Source organism: Micromonospora halophytica (assembly GCF_900090245.1).
GTDB classification, from domain to species: domain Bacteria; phylum Actinomycetota; class Actinomycetes; order Mycobacteriales; family Micromonosporaceae; genus Micromonospora; species Micromonospora halophytica.
The window spans coordinates 108,639-124,710 of sequence record NZ_FMDN01000009.1 but is presented as its reverse complement, the minus strand read 5'-3'; the positions used below and the strand labels follow the sequence as shown (position 1 = coordinate 124,710).

Annotated in this window: 16 protein-coding genes and 1 pseudogene; 9 read left to right on the top strand and 8 right to left on the bottom strand. The window is 74.2% G+C overall.

Annotated elements, in window-relative coordinates:
- The first annotated feature begins 9 nt into the window (after positions 1 to 9).
- Genes GA0070560_RS14875 through GA0070560_RS14860 form a run of 4 tightly spaced genes read left to right on the top strand, consistent with a single transcriptional unit; the run spans position 10 to position 3,758 of the window.
- Positions 10 to 1,182, top strand: coding sequence for an acyl-CoA dehydrogenase family protein (locus GA0070560_RS14875; RefSeq protein WP_091296815.1), 1,173 nt, complete (start codon positions 10 to 12; stop codon positions 1,180 to 1,182).
- Positions 1,179 to 1,646 (top strand): MaoC family dehydratase, encoded by a 468-nt coding sequence (locus GA0070560_RS14870; RefSeq protein WP_091296811.1) that lies wholly within the window; start codon positions 1,179 to 1,181, stop codon positions 1,644 to 1,646. The genes GA0070560_RS14875 and GA0070560_RS14870 overlap by 4 nt, the downstream gene beginning before the upstream one ends.
- On the top strand, positions 1,643 to 3,184 hold the full coding sequence (locus GA0070560_RS14865) for a long-chain-fatty-acid--CoA ligase (RefSeq protein ID WP_091296809.1): 1,542 nt from the start codon (positions 1,643 to 1,645) through the stop codon (positions 3,182 to 3,184). Before GA0070560_RS14870 ends, GA0070560_RS14865 begins: the two co-directional genes overlap by 4 nt.
- A gap of 43 nt (positions 3,185 to 3,227) precedes the next feature.
- Positions 3,228 to 3,758: a P-loop NTPase family protein gene (locus tag GA0070560_RS14860; protein ID WP_091296805.1), complete on the top strand. Its 531-nt coding sequence runs from the start codon at positions 3,228 to 3,230 to the stop codon at positions 3,756 to 3,758.
- Positions 3,759 to 3,793: 35 nt separating this feature from the next.
- On the opposite strand, the gene GA0070560_RS14855 is transcribed toward GA0070560_RS14860, so the two are convergent.
- Positions 3,794 to 4,690, bottom strand: a complete 897-nt coding sequence (locus GA0070560_RS14855) for a bifunctional helix-turn-helix transcriptional regulator/GNAT family N-acetyltransferase (RefSeq protein ID WP_091296802.1) — start codon at positions 4,688 to 4,690, stop codon at positions 3,794 to 3,796.
- A 144-nt stretch (positions 4,691 to 4,834) separates the two neighbouring features.
- Here GA0070560_RS14855 and GA0070560_RS14850 point away from each other — a divergent pair, with 144 nt between their 5' ends.
- Entirely contained in the window at positions 4,835 to 5,467 is a 633-nt protein-coding gene (locus tag GA0070560_RS14850; protein WP_091296799.1) for a M23 family metallopeptidase, read from the top strand.
- Positions 5,468 to 5,477: 10 nt separating this feature from the next.
- Here the strand turns inward: GA0070560_RS14850 and GA0070560_RS29460 are convergent, their stop codons facing one another.
- Positions 5,478 to 5,594 carry a hypothetical protein gene (locus GA0070560_RS29460; RefSeq protein ID WP_245675526.1) on the bottom strand — a complete coding sequence of 39 codons (117 nt, stop codon included), beginning with the start codon at positions 5,592 to 5,594 and terminating at the stop codon, positions 5,478 to 5,480.
- A 37-nt stretch (positions 5,595 to 5,631) separates the two neighbouring features.
- On the opposite strand from GA0070560_RS29460, the pseudogene GA0070560_RS29455 reads away from it, so the two are divergent.
- Together GA0070560_RS29455 and GA0070560_RS14840 are read left to right on the top strand one after the other, a co-directional pair.
- Positions 5,632 to 5,895, top strand: a pseudogene (locus GA0070560_RS29455) (DUF2071 domain-containing protein); the annotation flags it as partial.
- Positions 5,896 to 6,102: 207 nt separating this feature from the next.
- Positions 6,103 to 6,324, top strand: a complete 222-nt coding sequence (locus tag GA0070560_RS14840) for a hypothetical protein (RefSeq protein WP_231933794.1) — start codon at positions 6,103 to 6,105, stop codon at positions 6,322 to 6,324.
- Between the two features lie 137 nt (positions 6,325 to 6,461).
- Here GA0070560_RS14840 and GA0070560_RS14835 read toward each other — a convergent pair whose 3' ends face one another.
- Genes GA0070560_RS14835 through GA0070560_RS14815 form a run of 5 tightly spaced genes read right to left on the bottom strand, consistent with a single transcriptional unit; the run spans position 6,462 to position 13,150 of the window.
- Positions 6,462 to 7,625: a CaiB/BaiF CoA transferase family protein gene (locus tag GA0070560_RS14835; RefSeq protein ID WP_091296797.1), complete on the bottom strand. Its 1,164-nt coding sequence runs from the start codon at positions 7,623 to 7,625 to the stop codon at positions 6,462 to 6,464.
- Positions 7,622 to 9,799 (bottom strand): 3-hydroxyacyl-CoA dehydrogenase NAD-binding domain-containing protein, encoded by a 2,178-nt coding sequence (locus GA0070560_RS14830; RefSeq protein WP_091296794.1) that lies wholly within the window; start codon positions 9,797 to 9,799, stop codon positions 7,622 to 7,624. Before GA0070560_RS14830 ends, GA0070560_RS14835 begins: the two co-directional genes overlap by 4 nt.
- Before the next feature lie 16 nt (positions 9,800 to 9,815).
- Positions 9,816 to 11,036, bottom strand: coding sequence for an acetyl-CoA C-acetyltransferase (locus GA0070560_RS14825; protein ID WP_091296791.1), 1,221 nt, complete (start codon positions 11,034 to 11,036; stop codon positions 9,816 to 9,818).
- Positions 11,026 to 12,192 carry an acyl-CoA dehydrogenase family protein gene (locus GA0070560_RS14820; protein WP_091296788.1) on the bottom strand — a complete coding sequence of 389 codons (1,167 nt, stop codon included), beginning with the start codon at positions 12,190 to 12,192 and terminating at the stop codon, positions 11,026 to 11,028. Before GA0070560_RS14820 ends, GA0070560_RS14825 begins: the two co-directional genes overlap by 11 nt.
- Positions 12,193 to 12,223: 31 nt before the next feature.
- Complete coding sequence (locus tag GA0070560_RS14815) at positions 12,224 to 13,150, bottom strand: alpha/beta fold hydrolase (protein WP_245675525.1); 927 nt, start codon at positions 13,148 to 13,150, stop codon at positions 12,224 to 12,226.
- Positions 13,151 to 13,228: 78 nt separating this feature from the next.
- Between GA0070560_RS14815 and GA0070560_RS14810 the strand changes: the two genes are divergently transcribed.
- Both GA0070560_RS14810 and GA0070560_RS14805 read left to right on the top strand, forming a co-directional pair.
- On the top strand, positions 13,229 to 14,902 hold the full coding sequence (locus GA0070560_RS14810) for a GMC family oxidoreductase (protein ID WP_091296785.1): 1,674 nt from the start codon (positions 13,229 to 13,231) through the stop codon (positions 14,900 to 14,902).
- A gap of 33 nt (positions 14,903 to 14,935) precedes the next feature.
- A complete protein-coding gene (locus tag GA0070560_RS14805) occupies positions 14,936 to 15,628 on the top strand; it encodes a TetR/AcrR family transcriptional regulator (protein ID WP_091296782.1) in 693 nt (230 codons plus the stop codon).
- Here the strand turns inward: GA0070560_RS14805 and GA0070560_RS14800 are convergent.
- Positions 15,608 to 16,027: a type II toxin-antitoxin system Rv0910 family toxin gene (locus GA0070560_RS14800; RefSeq protein WP_091296779.1), complete on the bottom strand. Its 420-nt coding sequence runs from the start codon at positions 16,025 to 16,027 to the stop codon at positions 15,608 to 15,610. The two genes, GA0070560_RS14805 and GA0070560_RS14800, sit on opposite strands and share 21 nt — an antisense overlap.
- Between the last annotated feature and the right edge of the window lie 45 nt (positions 16,028 to 16,072).

Here is a 16,072-nt window from a genome sequence, read left to right as displayed (position 1 = left end):
GGAAGAGACATGGACTTCGCACTGTCTGACGAGGAACGGGCCATCCGTGACACGGCCCGCGACTTCATCACCAGGGAGGTGATGCCACTGGAACAGGAGGTGCTGCGCCGCGAACGTGCCCACCGGCCCGGCCTGGAGCGCGCCGAGCTGCGCGAGCTGCAACTGAAGGCCAAGAAGTTCGGCTTCTGGGGGCTGGCCACCCCCGAGGAGTACGGCGGCATGGACCTGCCCGCCGTCATGCAGTCGCTGATCTGGACCGAGATCGGCCGGACGTTCGTGCCGTTCCGCTTCGGCGGCGAGGCCGACAACATCCTGTTCCACGCCACCGACGAGCAGAAGCGCGAGTTCCTGATCCCCACCATCGAGGGGGAGCGGATCTCCTGCTTCGCGATCACCGAGCCGGGCGCCGGCTCCGACGCCGCGAACATCAAGCTCGCTGCGCGCCGCGACGGTGACGACTGGGTCCTCAACGGCGAGAAGACCTTCATCACCAACGGCCACGACGCGGACTTCGCCATCGTGGTGGCCGTGACCGACCGGGACAAGGGCGCCCGCAACGGCGGGGCGACCGCCTTCCTCGTCGACCGGGCGATGGGCTGGCGCTCGGAGTTCATCCAGACCATGGGCGAGGGCGGGCCGGCGTCGCTGATCTTCGAGGACGTGCGGGTGCCGCACCGCAACATCCTCGGCGCCATCGGCCAGGGCTTCACCCTGGGCATGCAGTGGATCGGCAAGGGTCGCTACACCATTCCGTCGCACGCGGTCGGCATCGCCGAACGGGCCCTGCGGATGGCGATCGAGCACGCCAACACCCGGGAGACATTCGGCGCGAAGATCGGCACCAACCAGGCCATCCAGTGGATGATCGCCGACTCGGAGACCGAGCTGGAGGCCGCCCGTTGGCTCATCCTGCGGGCCGCCTGGACCGTCGATGCGGGCATGGACCCGCGCCACGCCTCCTCGATGGCCAAGCTGTACGGCGCCGGCATGGTCAACCGGGTCGTCGACCGGGTGCTGCAGATCCACGGCGGCATGGGCTACACCCGGGAGCTGCCCATCGAACGCTGGTACCGGCAGGTCCGGCTCTACCGCATCTTCGAGGGCACCGACGAGATGCAGCGCCTGATCATCGCGCGGGACCTGCTGCGCGGCTACACCCGGTTGGGAGGCCACCTCGGATGAGGATCTTCGCCTCCACCGACGACCTGGCCGCCGCGGTCGGCGAGACCCTGGGCCCCGGACCGTGGGAACGCATCGGGCAGGACCGCGTCCAGCTCTTCGCCGACGCCACCGGCGACCACCAGTGGATCCACCTCGACGCCGCGCGGGCCGCGACCGGCCCCTTCGGCGGCACGATCGCCCACGGCTACCTCACCCTGTCCCTGCTGCCGGCCCTGGCCGGTCGCCTCTACCGGGTCGAGGGCGTCCGGATGGGGATCAACTACGGGCTCAACCGGGTCCGGTTCCCGGCCCCGCTGCGGGTCGGCGCCGCCGTGCGGGCCACCGTCACCATCACCGACGTGTCGCCCGTCCCCGGCGGGGTGCAGCTCGTCACCACGGCCACCGTGGACAGCGACGCCGGCGGCAAGCCCGTCTGCGTCGCCGAGACGGTCAGCCGGCTGCTGACCGCGGAGCCGGCCCGGTGACCGCGCTGTCGGTGGCCACGATCCTGGCCGAGTCCGCCCGCCGGCACCCCGACACCGTCGCCGTCGTCGACGGCGACATCCGGGTGACGTACGCCGAGCTGTGGCTGGAGGCCCGCTGCCACGCCGCCGGGTTGCGTGAGCTCGGCGTGCGCCCCGGCGACTGGGTCGCCCTGCTCGCCCCCAACGTGGTCGACTTCCCCCGGGTGTACTACGGCGCCCTCGCCGCCGGGGCGGTGCTCGTGCCGGTGCACCTGCTGCTGACCCCCGACGAGGCCGCGCACGTGCTGCGCGACAGCGGTGCCACGCTGCTCGTCTGCCACACCTCCCAGCTGGCGATGGGCGCCCGGGCCGCGGCGCTGGCGGGGGTGCCGGTCGTGACGGTCGGTTCGGCGGCCGAGGCGCCCCGCCTGGAGGACGCCGGCGGGTCGACCGCTCCGCTGCCGTCGTACCTGACCCGGGCCGCCGAGGACCCCGCGGTGATCCTCTACACCAGCGGCACGACGGGCACCCCCAAGGGCGCCGTGCTCACCCACCTCAACCTCGTCCTGAACGCCACCGTCAACGTCTTCGACGCCAACGACGCACGCAGCACCGACGTGGTGCTCGGCGGCCTTCCGCTGTTCCACAGCTTCGGCCAGACCGTGGCGATGAACGGCACCTTCCGGATCGGCGCGACGCTGGTGCTGCTCAGCCGGTTCACCGGCCCGGCGGCGATCGACCTCATGCTGCGCGAGGGGGTGAACGTCTTCCACGGTGTGCCCACCATGTACGTCGCGCTGCTCGACGCGAGCCGCGGCCGGGACACCCTGCCCGCGCTGCGCCTGTGCGTCTCCGGCGGGGCGTCGCTGCCGGTGGCCGTGCTCGACCGGTTCCACACCACCTTCCGCACGACGGTCTTCGAGGGCTACGGCCTCTCCGAGACCTCGCCGACCGCCACCACCAACCAGCCGCACTTCGGCACCCGGCCCGGCACCATCGGGCATCCGGTGTGGGGTGTCGAGGTGGAGATCGCCCGGACCGACCTGGACGACCGGATCGAGCTGCTGCCCACCGGCGAGCTCGGCGAGATCGTCATCCGCGGCCACAACGTCTTCGCCGGCTACCTCGGCCGGCCGCAGGACACCGCCGACGCCGTGGTCGACGGCTGGTTCCGCAGCGGTGACCTGGGACGCAAGGACGCCGACGGGTTCATCACCATCGTCGACCGCAAGAAGGACATCATCATCCGGGGCGGGTTCAACGTGTACCCCCGGGAGGTCGAGGAGGCGCTGGTCCGGCACCCGGCGGTCGGCCAGGTGGCGGTGATCGGCCTGCCCGACGCACGGCACGGTGAGGAGGTCTGCGCGGTGGTGGTGCCGGACCCGGCGGCGTCGACGCCACCGAGCGAGCAGGAGCTGATCGACTGGTCCCGTACCCACCTGGGACGGCACAAGTACCCGCGCCAGATCCGGTACGTCGACGCGCTGCCGCTCGGGCCCAGCCTGAAGGTGCTCAAGCGGGAGCTACGGCGCTCGCTGTCGCCGCCCGGCGCGGACTGAGCCGCGTCGGGCGGCGTCCTCGCCGGCGGCGTACGCTGCCGCGATGAGCGCGCCGTCCCGCATCCTGGTCTACGCGGTGTACGGCGCGGGCAAGTCCACCCTCGCGGCGCGGCTGGCCGAGCGACTCGGACTGCCCTGGCACCCGGTCGACGACCTGCTCTGGCAGCCCGGCTGGGTCGAGGTGCCGCTCGCGCGGCAGCGCAGCCGGATCGAGGCGATCTGCCGAGGTGAGCGGTGGATCCTCGACGGGGCGTACCACGGCTGGCGGGACGTGCCGCTGGCCCGCGCCGACCTGGTCGTCGGCCTGGATTACCCGCGCTGGCGCTCCTTCTGGCGGCTGCTGCGCCGGACCGTGCGCCGGCTGGTGACGGGGGAGGAGATCTGCAACGGCAACCGCGAGTCGCTGGGCAGCGTGCTCTCCCGCGATTCGGTCCTGGTGTGGCACGTCACCGCGTTCGGCCGGGCCCGGCGACGGATGCGGGCCTGGCAGGCCGACCCGGCCGGGCCGCCGGTGCTGCTGTTCCGCCGTCCGGCGGAGCTGGAACGCTGGCTGGCCGACCTGCCCCGCCGATGACCGCCCGCCCGGCACCTGGACCGACGCCGGTGCCGTCACGGTGCGAGGTGCTTCTCGAACCAGTGGTGCGCGTAGCGCTCGGTGTTGTACGGCTCGATCTCACGGTAGCCGGCCGAGCGGTACATCGCGATCGCCTCGGTCAGTCGGCGGTTGGTGTCCAGCCGGACCGTTCTCCAGCCGCGCTCGGCGGCATGCCGTTCGAGTTCGCTCAGTATCCGCCGGCCGACTCCGAGCCCGCGCACCGTGTCCGCCACCCAGACGCGCTTGATCTCGGCAGGCGCATCGCGGTGGAGCTTGACCGCGCCGCAGCCGACGGGCTCGGAGCGGAGGGTGGCGAGCAGGAACACGCCGGCGGGCGGAACGAGGTCCTCGTCGTGGACCGGGCTGCTCAGAGCCGGGTCGAACCCGTCGTCGAACCGCCGCGCGACGTCCCGGGCGTAGGCCCGTACGCATGCCCGTGCCCTCCGGTCGCCCGGCGGGCACTTCTCGATCTCCACCATCGACGCCATGAGCAGTCGCTCGACCTCGGCCATCGCCGCGACGAGCCGTTCGCGGCGCCGTGCGGTGAGCGGTTCGAGGATCGACCGGGCGAACTCGTCGGAGCGCTCGTCGAGTTCGGCCCACTCGGCCCGCCCGGCGTCGGTGAGTACCGCCTCCCGCACCCGCCCGTCACCTCCGGCCGGACCGGTCGGCCTGACCGTGACCAGGCCGTCGCCCTCGAGGGCGCGCAGCAGCCGACTGAGATGCCCCGAGTCCAGACCCAGCCGGGCTCGCAGCGCCCCGACCTCGGCGCCGTAGGGGCCGATCTCCCACAGCAGCCGCGCCTGGGCCAGCGGACGGCCACGGGCCATGTACTCGTCGTCGAGCGCCCCCACCCGCTGGGTGACCGTCCGGTTGAACCGCCGTACCGCGGCAGTGAGTTCCGAGTTCATGTCCCTGACTTTAGTCAGGTATTCGAGACTGCCGTCGGACCTCGCTGGCCGACCTGGCGGCGGTGGCGTCATCGGCGGCCCCGCCGGCCCGATGCGGCACAGGCGTCCGTCCGCCCGCTTGCCGGGGTCTGTCATGATCGGGCGGTGACGACCGGCGAGCCGAGCACGCGCCGCACGCGCCGCCGTATCGCCCGGGTGGCCCTGGCCGCGGGGGTGCTCGCGGCCCTCGTCGCCGTTGCCGTGATCGTCGTTCCGCTGCTGCTCCCGCCGGGCCCACGCCCGCCGTTCCAACTCCCCGTCGCCTGCGGCGAGACCTGGCGGCTGGGCACCTACCCCGGCCACGACGACTACGACGTCGACCTGTTCCCCACCGAGGGCGAGGCGTGGGGGCGACCGGTGCTCGCGTCGTACGCCGGCGAGGTCACCGTGGCCGGCATCAACGGGTCGCTCGGGGCCCGCACCCCGGACGACCCGAACGGTCCGCGTGGCCGTGGCGGCGGGTACTGGGTGAAGATCGACCACGGCGGCAGGTGGGAGACGCAGTACCTGCACCTGCTCGAAACACCGCTGGTCCGGGCCGGCCAGCGGGTGGCTCAGGGCGAGCAGATCGGGCGGGTCGGCAGCACCGGCAACTCCGGCGCACCGCACCTGCACTACGAGCAGCGCCGGGGCTGGCAGAAGGTGGAGACCCACTTCGACGGCGCGCCGTCGGGCATCACCCACGACGACCGCGAGTACACGGTGAAGCTCACCAGCAACAACTGCGCGCCGCGCTGACCGGGGCGCGTCAGGCGACGGTGTTGGGGAACCGCTTCCACACCCGGTGTCCGGCCAGCAACCGCTGCACCGCGCTGAAGGCGTCGACGGCGGAGTCGGCCGCGACGACCCCGGGGCTGCCGGTCACCCCCGCCTGCCGCAGCACCGCGACACCGCCGCCCCATGCGCCGATCGCCGAGCCGGCCCCGCTGGAACACTTCGTCACCGCCCGCTGGGGCCTGCACACCCGGGCCCACGGACGCACGCTGCACCTGCCGAGCTGGCACCCGCGTTGGCCCTTGCACCGGGCGGAACTGCTGCACCTGGACGACGAGCTGATCAGCGCGGCCGGGTTGCCGGCGCCGGCCGGACCACCTGCCAGCGTGCTCCACTCCCCGGGCGTCCCGGTCCGGTTCGGCCCACCGGTCGCCCTGCGCCGACCAGCCTGAGCGTGGCCGGTCGGGCTCGGCGACCCCGCCCGCCGTCGGACGGTGGTGAGCACGTGGTGCAGCCGCCGGACGCGCTGCCCAGGCGTCCCGACCGGTCGTGCGGCCGCCGTCGTGGTCCTTCCGGCCGGCACTCGCCGGCCACCCGGTGATTTCCGCGCCCGTCCGCCATGCCGCATCCGTGCCCCACACTGGTACGGTCGCCAGGTGATGGTCGAGGAGCACTGGTGGAACGGGGACCCCACGCCCCGTGGGCGCCGCGATGTCTACATCCGTACGGATGGGCGTCGCTGGGAGGTTCAGGCGCAGATCGGGGGAGCGCAGGGCCGTTCCGAGGTGCTGGAGTGCGCCACCCGCAGCTCGGCCAGCATCCTCGCCGACGCCTGGCGTGCCGGGGCCCCGGGCTGGCGCGAACTGCGGCGCTCGGCGTAGCCGCCGCCGGGCCGTCCTGCCCACGCACCCGCGACCCGTGGGTGTTCCGGGCGGTTCGTCCGGGTGATCGGGGTCGATGACCGGCAGACGTCACCCCTGCGTGGCGATCGACGCCGCCGGGATGACGCCGGGGGCAGTCACGACCTGGCCGGCCAGCCCTCGACGACCGTCGCCACGTCCAGCGGGTCCCGATCCGGGTCCGGGGCCGGTCGCGGAACCGAGGTCGGGGTACGACCGAACCGGGGCGCCGGTGCGGGCTGCACCTCCCCGCCGACGGTGACGAAGGTGTCCCGGGCGGCGTTGTGCGGGTGCCGGTGCGCCTCGGTGGGCGCGAGCACCGGCGCGACGCACGCGTCGAGGCCGGCGAAGACCTCGGTCCACTCGTCCCGGGTGCGCTGGGCGAACCGCTCGGTGAACCGGCGGCGCAGCCGCGGCCAGCCGCCCGGGTCGTACTGGGCGGGCAGGTCCTCGTCGGCCAGGCCCAGCCCGGCCAGCAGCGCGGCGTAGAACACCGGCTCCAGCGCGCCCACCGCCATGAACCCGTCGTCGGCGGTGCGGTACGTGTCGTAGAACGGCGCACCGCCGTCGAGCAGGTTGCCGCCGCGCGGCGCGGGCCACAGCCCGGCGCCGAGCATGCCGTGCAGGAACGAGGTGAGCAGCGCCGACCCGTCCACCATCGCCGCGTCGACGACCTGGCCGACGCCGGAGCGTTCCCGCTCCAGCAGCGCGGCCAGCACCCCGACGGCGAGCAGCATTCCGCCGCCGGCGAAGTCGCCGATCAGGTTCAGCGGCGCGTGCGGGCGTTCCCCGGCCCGGCCCAGCGGCTCCAGCGCGCCGGCCACCGCGATGTAGTCGATGTCGTGCCCGGCCCGCTCGGCCAGCGGGCCGTCCTGGCCCCAGCCGGTCATTCGGGCGTACACCAGCCGGGGGTTGCGCTCCCGGCAGGTCTGCGGCCCGATGCCGAGCCGCTCGGCCACCCCCGGCCGGTACGCCTCGACCAGCACGTCGGCGCGTTCCACCAGGCGCAGCAGGTCCGCCACCCCGGCGGGGGACTTCAGATCCAGCGCGACGACCCGGCGTCCGCGCTGCAACGGCCCGCCCGGCGGAGCGGCCAGTCGCCCCGCGCCGGGGCCACCCGGCCGGTCGACCCGGACCACGTCGGCGCCGAGGTCGGCCAGCACCATGCACCCGAACGGCGCCGGCGCGAGGCTGGCCAGCTCGATGACCCGTACCCCGGCGAGCGGGCCGGTCCCGCCGCCCGCTGCGCTGAAACCGCCGCCGGGCGGCCCGGCCGGGCTCACGCGGCGCCCACCGGCCGGCCGTCGCGCGCCGGGTCGGGGGAGCCGGCCGCCAGCCGCTCGGCGAGGTCGGCGGGAGGTGTGAACCGGTCACCGTAGCGGGCGGCGAGTTCGGCCGCCCGGGCGGCGAATCCGGCCGGCCCGCCGGCGTACTGGCGCACGTAGCGGATCACCCCGCCGGTCCACGCCGGGAAGCCGATGCCGAGGATCGAGCCGATGTTGGCGTCGGTCTCGGTACGCAGCACCCCCTCGTCGAGGCAGCGCAGCGCGTCGAGCGCCTCGGCGAACAGCATCCGCTCCTTGAGGTCGGGCAGCGGCACCGCCCGCCCGGCGTCGGTGGCCAGGTCGGCGAGGCCGCTCCACAGCCGGCCCCGGGAGCCGTCGGCGTAGTCGTAGAAGCCCCGCCCGCCGGTCCGGCCGGGCCGTTCGTGGGTGTCGAGCATGGTGTCGACGAGCCGGTGCGACGGCAGGGCCACGAACCCCTCCCCGGCGGCCTCGAACTGCCGCCGGATGCGCTGGATGAGGGTCAGGCTGACCTCGTCGGCCAGGGCGAGCGGCCCGGTCGGGTACCCGGCCTGCAACGCGGCCTGCTCGACCGACGCCGCCGGCACCCCCTCGGCCAGCATGCCGACCGCCTCGTCGATGAACCTGCCGATCACCCGGCTGGTGAAGAAACCCCGCCCGTCGTTGACCACGATCGGAGTCTTGCCGATCCGCCGGCCCAGGTCGAACGCCCGCGCCAGCGCGACGTCGCCGGTCTGCTCGCCGACCACGATCTCCAGCAGCGGCATCTTGTCCACCGGGGAGAAGAAGTGCATGCCGATGAAGTCCGCCGGCCGCGCCACCTGGGCGGCGAGGCCGGTGATCGGCAGGGTGGAGGTGTTGGAGGCGAGCAGCGCGTCGGCCGTGACCACCGGGGTCACCTCGGCGAAGACGGCCTGCTTGAGCGCCGGGTCCTCGAAGACCGCCTCGATCACCGCGTCGCAGCCGGCGAGGGCGTCGAGTCCGGCGGTGGTGGTGATCCGGTCCAGCACGGCCTGCGCGTCGGCCTCGCCGATCCGGCCCCGGCGCACCGCCTTCGCGAGCAGTTTCCCGGCGTGGTCGCGGGCCCTGCCGGCGGCCTCCTCGGAGACGTCGCGGACCACCACCTCGAGCCCGGCCTTCGCGCAGACGTACGCGATGCCGGCGCCCATCATGCCGGCCCCGAGCACCGCCACCTTGCGTACCGGCGCGGCGTCCACCCCGGACGGCCGGGCCGCGCCGCCGTTGACCGCCCGCAGGTCGACGTGGAACGCCCCGATCATGTTCTTGGCGATCTGCCCGGTGAGCAGGGTGATCAGGTGCCGGGTCTCCACGGTCAGCGCGGTCTCCAGGTCGACCTGCGCCCCCTCGACGGCGGTGGCCAGGATCGCCTCGGGCGCCGGCAGCCGGGCCCCCTTGAGCTGCTTGCGCAGGTTCGCCGGGTACGCCGGCAACTGCGCGGCCAGCCCTCGGCTGGCCGGCGTGCCGCCGGGCATCCGGTAGTCCGGGCGGTCCCACGGCTGAGCCGGGCGCGGGTTCGCCGCGATCCACTCGCGGGCCCTGGTCAGCATCTCCTCGTCGGTGGCGACCACCTCGTCGACGAGCCCGGCGGCGAGCGCGTCGGCCGGGCGCATCCGCCGGCCGGTGAGCAGCACCGTGGTCAGCGCGGCGGCCAGGCCGAGCATCCGTACCGTGCGGGTCACGCCGCCCGCGCCGGGCAGCAGTCCCAGCGTCACCTCGGGCAGCCCGAGCCGGGACCCGGGCGCGTCCAGCGCGATGCGGTGGTGGCAGGCCAGCGCGATCTCCAGGCCGCCGCCGAGCGCGGCGCCGTTGATCGCCGCGACGACGGGACGGCCCAGGGTCTCCAGCCGGCGCAGGTCCCGCTTGATCGTGCCGAGCAGTTCGGCCAGCGCGGGCGCGTCGGCCCGGGTGGCCCGGCCCATCTCGTCCAGGTCACCGCCGGCGAAGAAGGTCTGCTTGGCGCTGGTGACGATGACCCCGGTCAGGTCGTCGCGTTCGGCCTCCAGTCGGTCCAGCACGGCGGTCATGGAGGCGGCGTACGCCCGGTTCATGGTGTTCGCGGACTGGTCCGGGTCGTCGAGGGTGAGGGTGACGATGCCGTCGGCGCCGCGGTCGTACCGGATGGTGTCGGTCATGGCTGGTTCCTCCGGTTCAGCAGCGCTCGATGACGGTGGCGACGCCCATGCCGCCGCCGATGCACAGGGTCACCACGGCCCGGCGCAGGTCGCGGCGTTCGAGTTCGTCCAGGGCGGTGCCGAGCAGCATCGCGCCGGTGGCGCCGAGCGGATGCCCCATGGCGATCGCCCCACCGTTGACGTTGACCGTGTCCGGATCCAGCCCCAGGTCGCGGACGTACTTCAGCACCACCGCGGCGAACGCCTCGTTGATCTCGAACAGGTCGATGTCGGCCACGCCCAGGCCGGCGACGTCGAGGGCCTTGCGGGTGGCCGGGATCGGCCCGGTCAGCATCAGCGTCGGGTCGGCGCCGCTGACCGCGGTCGCCACGATCCGCGCGCGCGGGGTCAGCCCCAGCTCCGCCCCGACCGTGTCGGAGCCGATCAGCACCAGGGCAGCGCCGTCCACGATGCCCGACGAGTTGCCCGCGTGGTGCACGTGCTCGATCGCCTCCAGCCAGTGGAACCGCTGCAACGCGACCGCGTCGAAGCCGCCCGTCTCCCCGATGGTGGCGAACGACGGCGACAGCTTCGCCAGCGCCTCCCGGGTGGTGTCCGGCCTCAGGTGCTCGTCGACGGTGAGGATGTCCAGCCCGTTGGCGTCGCGGACCGGCACCACCGAGCGGGCGAAGTGCCCGCCGGCCCACGCCTTGGCCGCCCGCTCCTGCGAGCGCAGCGCGTACGAGTCGACGTCGTCGCGGGTGAAGCCCTCCAGGGTGGCGATCAGGTCGGCGCTGATGCCCTGCGGCACGAAGGACGTGGCCAGCGCGGTCTGCGGGTCCATCGCCCAGGCGGCCCCGTCGGCGCCCATCGGCACCCGGGACATCGACTCGACGCCACCGGCGAGCAGCAGGTGCTCCCAGCCGGAGCGGATCCGGGCGGCGGCCAGGTTGACCGCCTCCAGACCCGAGGCGCAGAACCGATTGAGCTGCACCCCGCCGACGTGGTCGGGCAGCCCGGCCAGCAGGGCCGCCGCGCGGGCCAGGTCGCCGCCCTGCTCGCCGATCGGGGTGACGATGCCGAGCAGCAGGTCCTCCAGCCGCTGCGGGTCCAGCCCGGGATGCCGTTCGCGCAGCGCGTCGATCAGCCCGACGACCAGGGTGATCGGCTTGACGCCGTGCAGGGCGCCGGTGTCGCGTCCACGCCCGCGCGGGGTGCGGACGGCGTCGTAGACGTAGGCCTCGCCGTCAGAGGGCACGGGCGATCAGCTCCTTCATGATCTCGTTGGTACCGCCGTAGATCTTCTGCACCCGCGCGTCGGCGTACATCCGGGCGATCGGGTACTCGGTGGTGTAGCCGTAGCCGCCGAACAGCTGCAGGCACCGGTCGACGACCTCGCACTGACCCTCGGTGAGCCAGGACTTCGCCATCGCCGCGGTGGCCACGTCCAGCTCGCCCCGGTCGTGCCGGGCGATGCAGTCGTCGAGGAAGACCCGGGCGACCCGGGTGCGGGTGACGCACTCCGCCAGCACCATCCGGGTGTTCTGGTGCCCGATCAGCGGTTTGCCGAAGGCGGTGCGCTCCTTGACGTACGCGGTGGTCAGCTCGACGGCGCGTTGCATCGCGGCGACCGCGCCGACGCCGATGACCAGCCGTTCCTGGGGCAGCGCCTGCATCATCTGGAAGAAGCCGAGCCCTTCGGCGCCGCCGAGCAGGTTCGCCGCCGGCACCCGCAGCTCGTCGAAGAACAGTTCGGCGGTGTCGTTGCCGTGCAGCCCGATCTTCGACAGCAGCCGCCCCCGGCGGAAGCCGGCCGGGCCGCTGCCGACCTCGCAGACCAGCAGGGAGATGCCGGCGGCGCGCTGCTCGGGGTCGGTCTTGACGGCCACGATGATCAGGTCGGCGAGGCCGCCGTTGCTGATGAACGTCTTCGCCCCGGTGACCAGGTAGTCGTCACCGTCGCGGACCGCCCGGGTCCGCATCGCCTGCAGGTCGGAGCCGCCGTCGGGCTCGGTCATCGCGATCGCGCCGACCAGTTCGCCGCTGCACAGCCCGGGCAGCCAGCGCCGTTTCTGCTCCTCGCTGCCGTAGGCGACCAGGTAGCCGGTGACGATGCCACTGTGCACGGCCAGCCCGAGGGTGCTCTCGCCGCAGTGGGCCTGCTCGTGCAGCAGCACCGCCTCGTGGGTGAACCCGCCGCCCCCGCCGCCGTACTCCTCGGGCACGGAGAGCCCGAGCAGGCCCAGCTCGCCGGCCCGCCGGTAGTGGTCGCGGTCCGGGTGGCCCTGCGCCAGCAGCCGCTCGGTGTGTGGCAGCACCTCCTTGGTGAAGAAGTCGCGGGCCAGTTCGGCGAGGTCGTCGTGCTCGGCCTCCCGCCACGGCGAGGTGTAGGTGTCGAGTCCAGGCGTCGGCATGGGTACACCCTCACCACTTGTTGGCGGCGTGTCAACAAGTCTCGATCAGCAACCGCGCGCAGGTCTCCGGAGCATCGGCGAACGGCAGGTGTCCGCAGCCGGGCAACGCGACGTGCCGGGCCGCCGGCAGCGCCGCCCGGGCCCGCCGGGCCTGACTCCGGTACGGCAGCACCAGGTCGCGGGTGCCCCAGGCGATCATCACCGGGATCGCGGCCAGCGCGCCCGGCCCACGGTGCCGGCCCGGCTGCCCGGCTCGATCCGGGTCGGCGACCGCGTCGCGGTTCGGGGCGAGCGGGTCGGCGGGTGCGTCGAGGTGCGGGCCGCCGTCCGGCTCCGACGTCGCGTGCAGCTGCCAGTCGCCGAACGCCGCCCGGGCCGCCGCGAAACCGGGTGCGCCGGCCAGCGCCGCCGCCGACGACGCGCACTCGGCCGGCGTCAACCGTCCCGGGTGGCCATAGAACACCCCGCACAGCGCCACCCGGCCGGCCCGGTGGGCGAACGCCCGGGGCAGCGCCGGTCGCAGCGTCGTCGCGGCGGAGCGGGCGCCGCCGACCACGAGCTGGCACCAGTGCCGTCCGAGCGGGCCCCAGAACCCGATCGGCGAGAACGCGGCGACCGCCCGCGCCGCGCCCCGGCGGCCCAGCTCCAGCGCGACGCCGCCGCCGAGGGAGTTGCCGGCCACCGCGTACGCCGACACACCGAGCGAGTCGAGGAAGGCGGCCACCCGGTCGGCGAGGTGGTCCACCGAGCCGGGCCGCACGCCGGGGCCGGGGTCGGGCCAGGGCGGGGAAGCGCCGAAGCCGGGCAGGTCCAGCGCGATGACGTCCCGGTGGCGGGTCAGCTCGTCGAGGACCGGCTGCCATACCTGCCAGCGGCTGCCGATGCCGTGGATCAGCACCAGCGGCGGGCCGGCACCGCGCCGGTAACGGGACAGCCGGATCGGGTCGGGGGAGCGCACCCACCCACCCTGGCACCGCCACCCGGTCGGGGGAAGACCCTTGTTGACAGGGTGACAACAACGGTGCCACCGTACGCCATGACGTACGACTACGACGTCCTGATCATCGGCTCCGGGTTCGGCGGGAGCGTCAGCGCGCTACGGCTGACCGAGAAGGGCTACCGGGTCGGCGTCCTGGAGGCCGGTCGCCGGTTCGCCGACACCGAGTTCCCGACCACCTCCTGGCGACTGCGGCGCTACCTCTACGCCCCCGCGCTCGGCTGCTACGGCATCCTGCGGCTGAGCCTGCTGCGCGACGTGCTGGTGATGTCCGGCGCCGGGGTCGGCGGGGGTTCCCTCGGCTACGCCAACACCCTCTACGAGCCGCCGCAGGCGTTCTTCGCCGACCCGCAGTGGGCCGGCGTCACCGACTGGGCGGCGGAACTAGCCGGCTGCTACGACCAGGCGAAGCGGATGCTCGGGGTGAGCGTGAACCCGGTCGAGACCGCCGCCGACCGGGCGCTGCGGGCGGTCGCCGACGACCTCGGCGTCGGGCACACGTACCGGCGTACCCCGGTCGGGGTGCTCTTCGGCGACGCGCCCGGCGCGGCCGTCGCCGACCCCTTCTTCGGCGGCGTCGGGCCCGCCCGGCGGACCTGCACGCTCTGCGGCTCCTGCCTGACCGGCTGCCGGCAGGGCGCCAAGAACACCCTGGTGAAGAACTACCTGTACCTGGCGGAGGCGGCCGGGGCGGTGGTGCACCCGCTGACCACCGTGACGGCGGTGCGCCCGCTGCCCGACGGCGGGTACGCCGTCGACACCCGACGCACCGGCGGCACCCTGCGTCGGCGCCGGTTCACCGCCGGCCAGGTGATCTTCGCGGCCGGCGCGCTGGGCACCCAGCGGCTGCTGCACCGGATGCGCGACCGAGGGCTGCTGCCGGCGATCTCCGGGCGGCTCGGCGAACTCAGCCGGACCAACTCCGAGTCGATCCTCGGCGCGCGCACCCGCCGCCGTGACACCGACCTCAGCCACGGCATCGCGATCGGCTCGTCGATCCACCCCGACCCGGTGACCCACGTCGAGCCGGTCCGCTACGGACCCGGCAGCAATCTGCTCGGGCTGCTGGCCACCGTGCTGGTCGACGACACCGGCGGGCGGCCACGCTGGGCCGCCGGCCTGCGCGAGCTGGCCCGCGGATGGCGCGACCTGCGCCTGCTCGCCTGGCCCGGCCGCTGGTCCGAGCAGACCGTCGTGCTGCTGGCCATGCAGCCGCTGGACAACTCGATCACCCTCCACACCCGGCGGGGGCCGCTCGGCCGTCGTCGCCTGACCAGCCGGCAGGGCGTCGGCGAGCCGAACCCGACCTGGGTGCCGGCCGCCCACGAGGTGGCCCGGCGGGTCGCCGACAAGATCGACGGGGTGCCGCTGGGCGCGCTCACCGAACTGGTCGGCCGCCCGGTCACCGGGCACTTCATCGGCGGCTGCCCGATCGGGCCGGACCCGTCGCGCGGCGTCATCGACCCCTACCACCGGCTGTACGGGCACCCCGGGCTGCATGTGATCGACGGCTCGGCGGTCGCCGCGAACCTCGGCGTCAACCCGTCGCTGACCATCACCGCCCTCGCCGAACGGGCAGTGGCGATGTGGCCCAACGCCGGGCAGCCCGACCCGCGACCGGCGCTCGGGCAGGGGTACCGACGGGTGGACCCGGTGCCGCCCCGGCGCCCCACCGTGCCGGCGTCGGCCCCGGCCGCCCTGCGGCTGTCCTAGGCCGCGCCCCTGAGCTGCCGATAGGGTCGGCGGGTGAGCGTTGACACCGAACCCCGACGCCGGCGGCTGGAGCCCGACGCCCGCCGTGGGCAGATCCTGACCTGCGCGGTCCGGCTCTTCGGCGCGCGCCCGTACGCCGACGTGTCGACCACGGACATCGCCCGCGAGGCCGGCGTGGCCCGGGGGTTGATCAACCACTACTTCGGCACCAAGAAGAACCTGTACCTCGAGGTCATCCGGGTGATGGTGACCGTCCCCGAGGTGGCCGTGCAGCGGCTGCCCGCCGGTGACCTGCGCACCCGGGTCGACGCCAGCGTCGCCTGGTTCCTCGACGTGGTCTCCCGGCACAGCACCTCGTGGCTGGCGGCGGTCACCGCCGGCGGGATGGGCCACGACGCCGACGTCGCCCGGGTGCTCAGCGAGGCCGAGGAGGTCGCGGCGGACAGTGTGCTCGTCGCGGTCGGGCTGGCCGACGTCACCAGTCACCGCGAGGAGCTGCGCGGGATGATCCGCGCCTACGGCGGGCTGGCCACCTCGACCGCCCGGGAATGGCTCCAGCGCGGCGCGCTGACCCGGGAGCAGGTGCACCTGCTGCTCGCCACCACCCTGCTGGCCATCGTGGAACAGGTCGTCCCGGCCGTGGTCGCCGGCCCGGGGCGGTCACCGGACGCCCGGCCTTCGGGCGTGCGGCGCGGTGGCGGGCGGTCAGCCGACGGCGTCGCGTAGCCGGGCCAGCGACTGCTCCTGGGTGCTGCGCAGCTCCCGCTCCAGCGGCCCGGCGACGGCGGTGCCCTGCACCTGCTGGGAGAGCCGCACCGTCGAGCCGCTGTCGGTCGGCTCGACCTCGTAGCTGCTGCGCAGCGTGATCCCCATCGGCCCGCGGCCGGTCATGGCGAGCCGGGCGTTCTCGGCGACCTCGGCCACCGTCCAGGTCACCTCGGCGGGCATGCCCATCACGCGCACCTTCTGGGTGAAGGTCGTGCCGTCGGTGAAGGCGGCCGGCTCGGCGCCCTGGTAGCCCAGGTGGGTGGTCTGCCAGCGGCCCAGCTCGGCCGGCCCGGCGAGCACCGGCCAGACCCGTTCGGGCGCGACGGGCAGCTCCGCGGTGGAGGTCACGGTCGTCATGACCGGGACGCTACGAAGCTATTGGCAGCATGTCAACAAGCTGCT

Excerpts from the sequence above, each read along its gene's own strand:
- GA0070560_RS14875 (WP_091296815.1), top strand. The coding sequence starts at position 10 with ATGGACTTCGCACTGTCTGACGAGGAACGGGCCATCCGTGACACGGCC.
- GA0070560_RS14870 (WP_091296811.1), top strand. The coding sequence starts at position 1,179 with ATGAGGATCTTCGCCTCCACCGACGACCTGGCCGCCGCGGTCGGCGAG.
- GA0070560_RS14860 (WP_091296805.1), top strand. The coding sequence starts at position 3,228 with ATGAGCGCGCCGTCCCGCATCCTGGTCTACGCGGTGTACGGCGCGGGC.
- GA0070560_RS14855 (WP_091296802.1), bottom strand. The coding sequence starts at position 4,690 with ATGAACTCGGAACTCACTGCCGCGGTACGGCGGTTCAACCGGACGGTC.
- GA0070560_RS14840 (WP_231933794.1), top strand. The coding sequence starts at position 6,103 with ATGGTCGAGGAGCACTGGTGGAACGGGGACCCCACGCCCCGTGGGCGC.
- GA0070560_RS14830 (WP_091296794.1), bottom strand. The coding sequence starts at position 9,799 with ATGACCGACACCATCCGGTACGACCGCGGCGCCGACGGCATCGTCACC.
- GA0070560_RS14820 (WP_091296788.1), bottom strand. The coding sequence starts at position 12,192 with ATGCCGACGCCTGGACTCGACACCTACACCTCGCCGTGGCGGGAGGCC.
- GA0070560_RS14810 (WP_091296785.1), top strand. The coding sequence starts at position 13,229 with ATGACGTACGACTACGACGTCCTGATCATCGGCTCCGGGTTCGGCGGG.
- GA0070560_RS14800 (WP_091296779.1), bottom strand. The coding sequence starts at position 16,027 with ATGACGACCGTGACCTCCACCGCGGAGCTGCCCGTCGCGCCCGAACGG.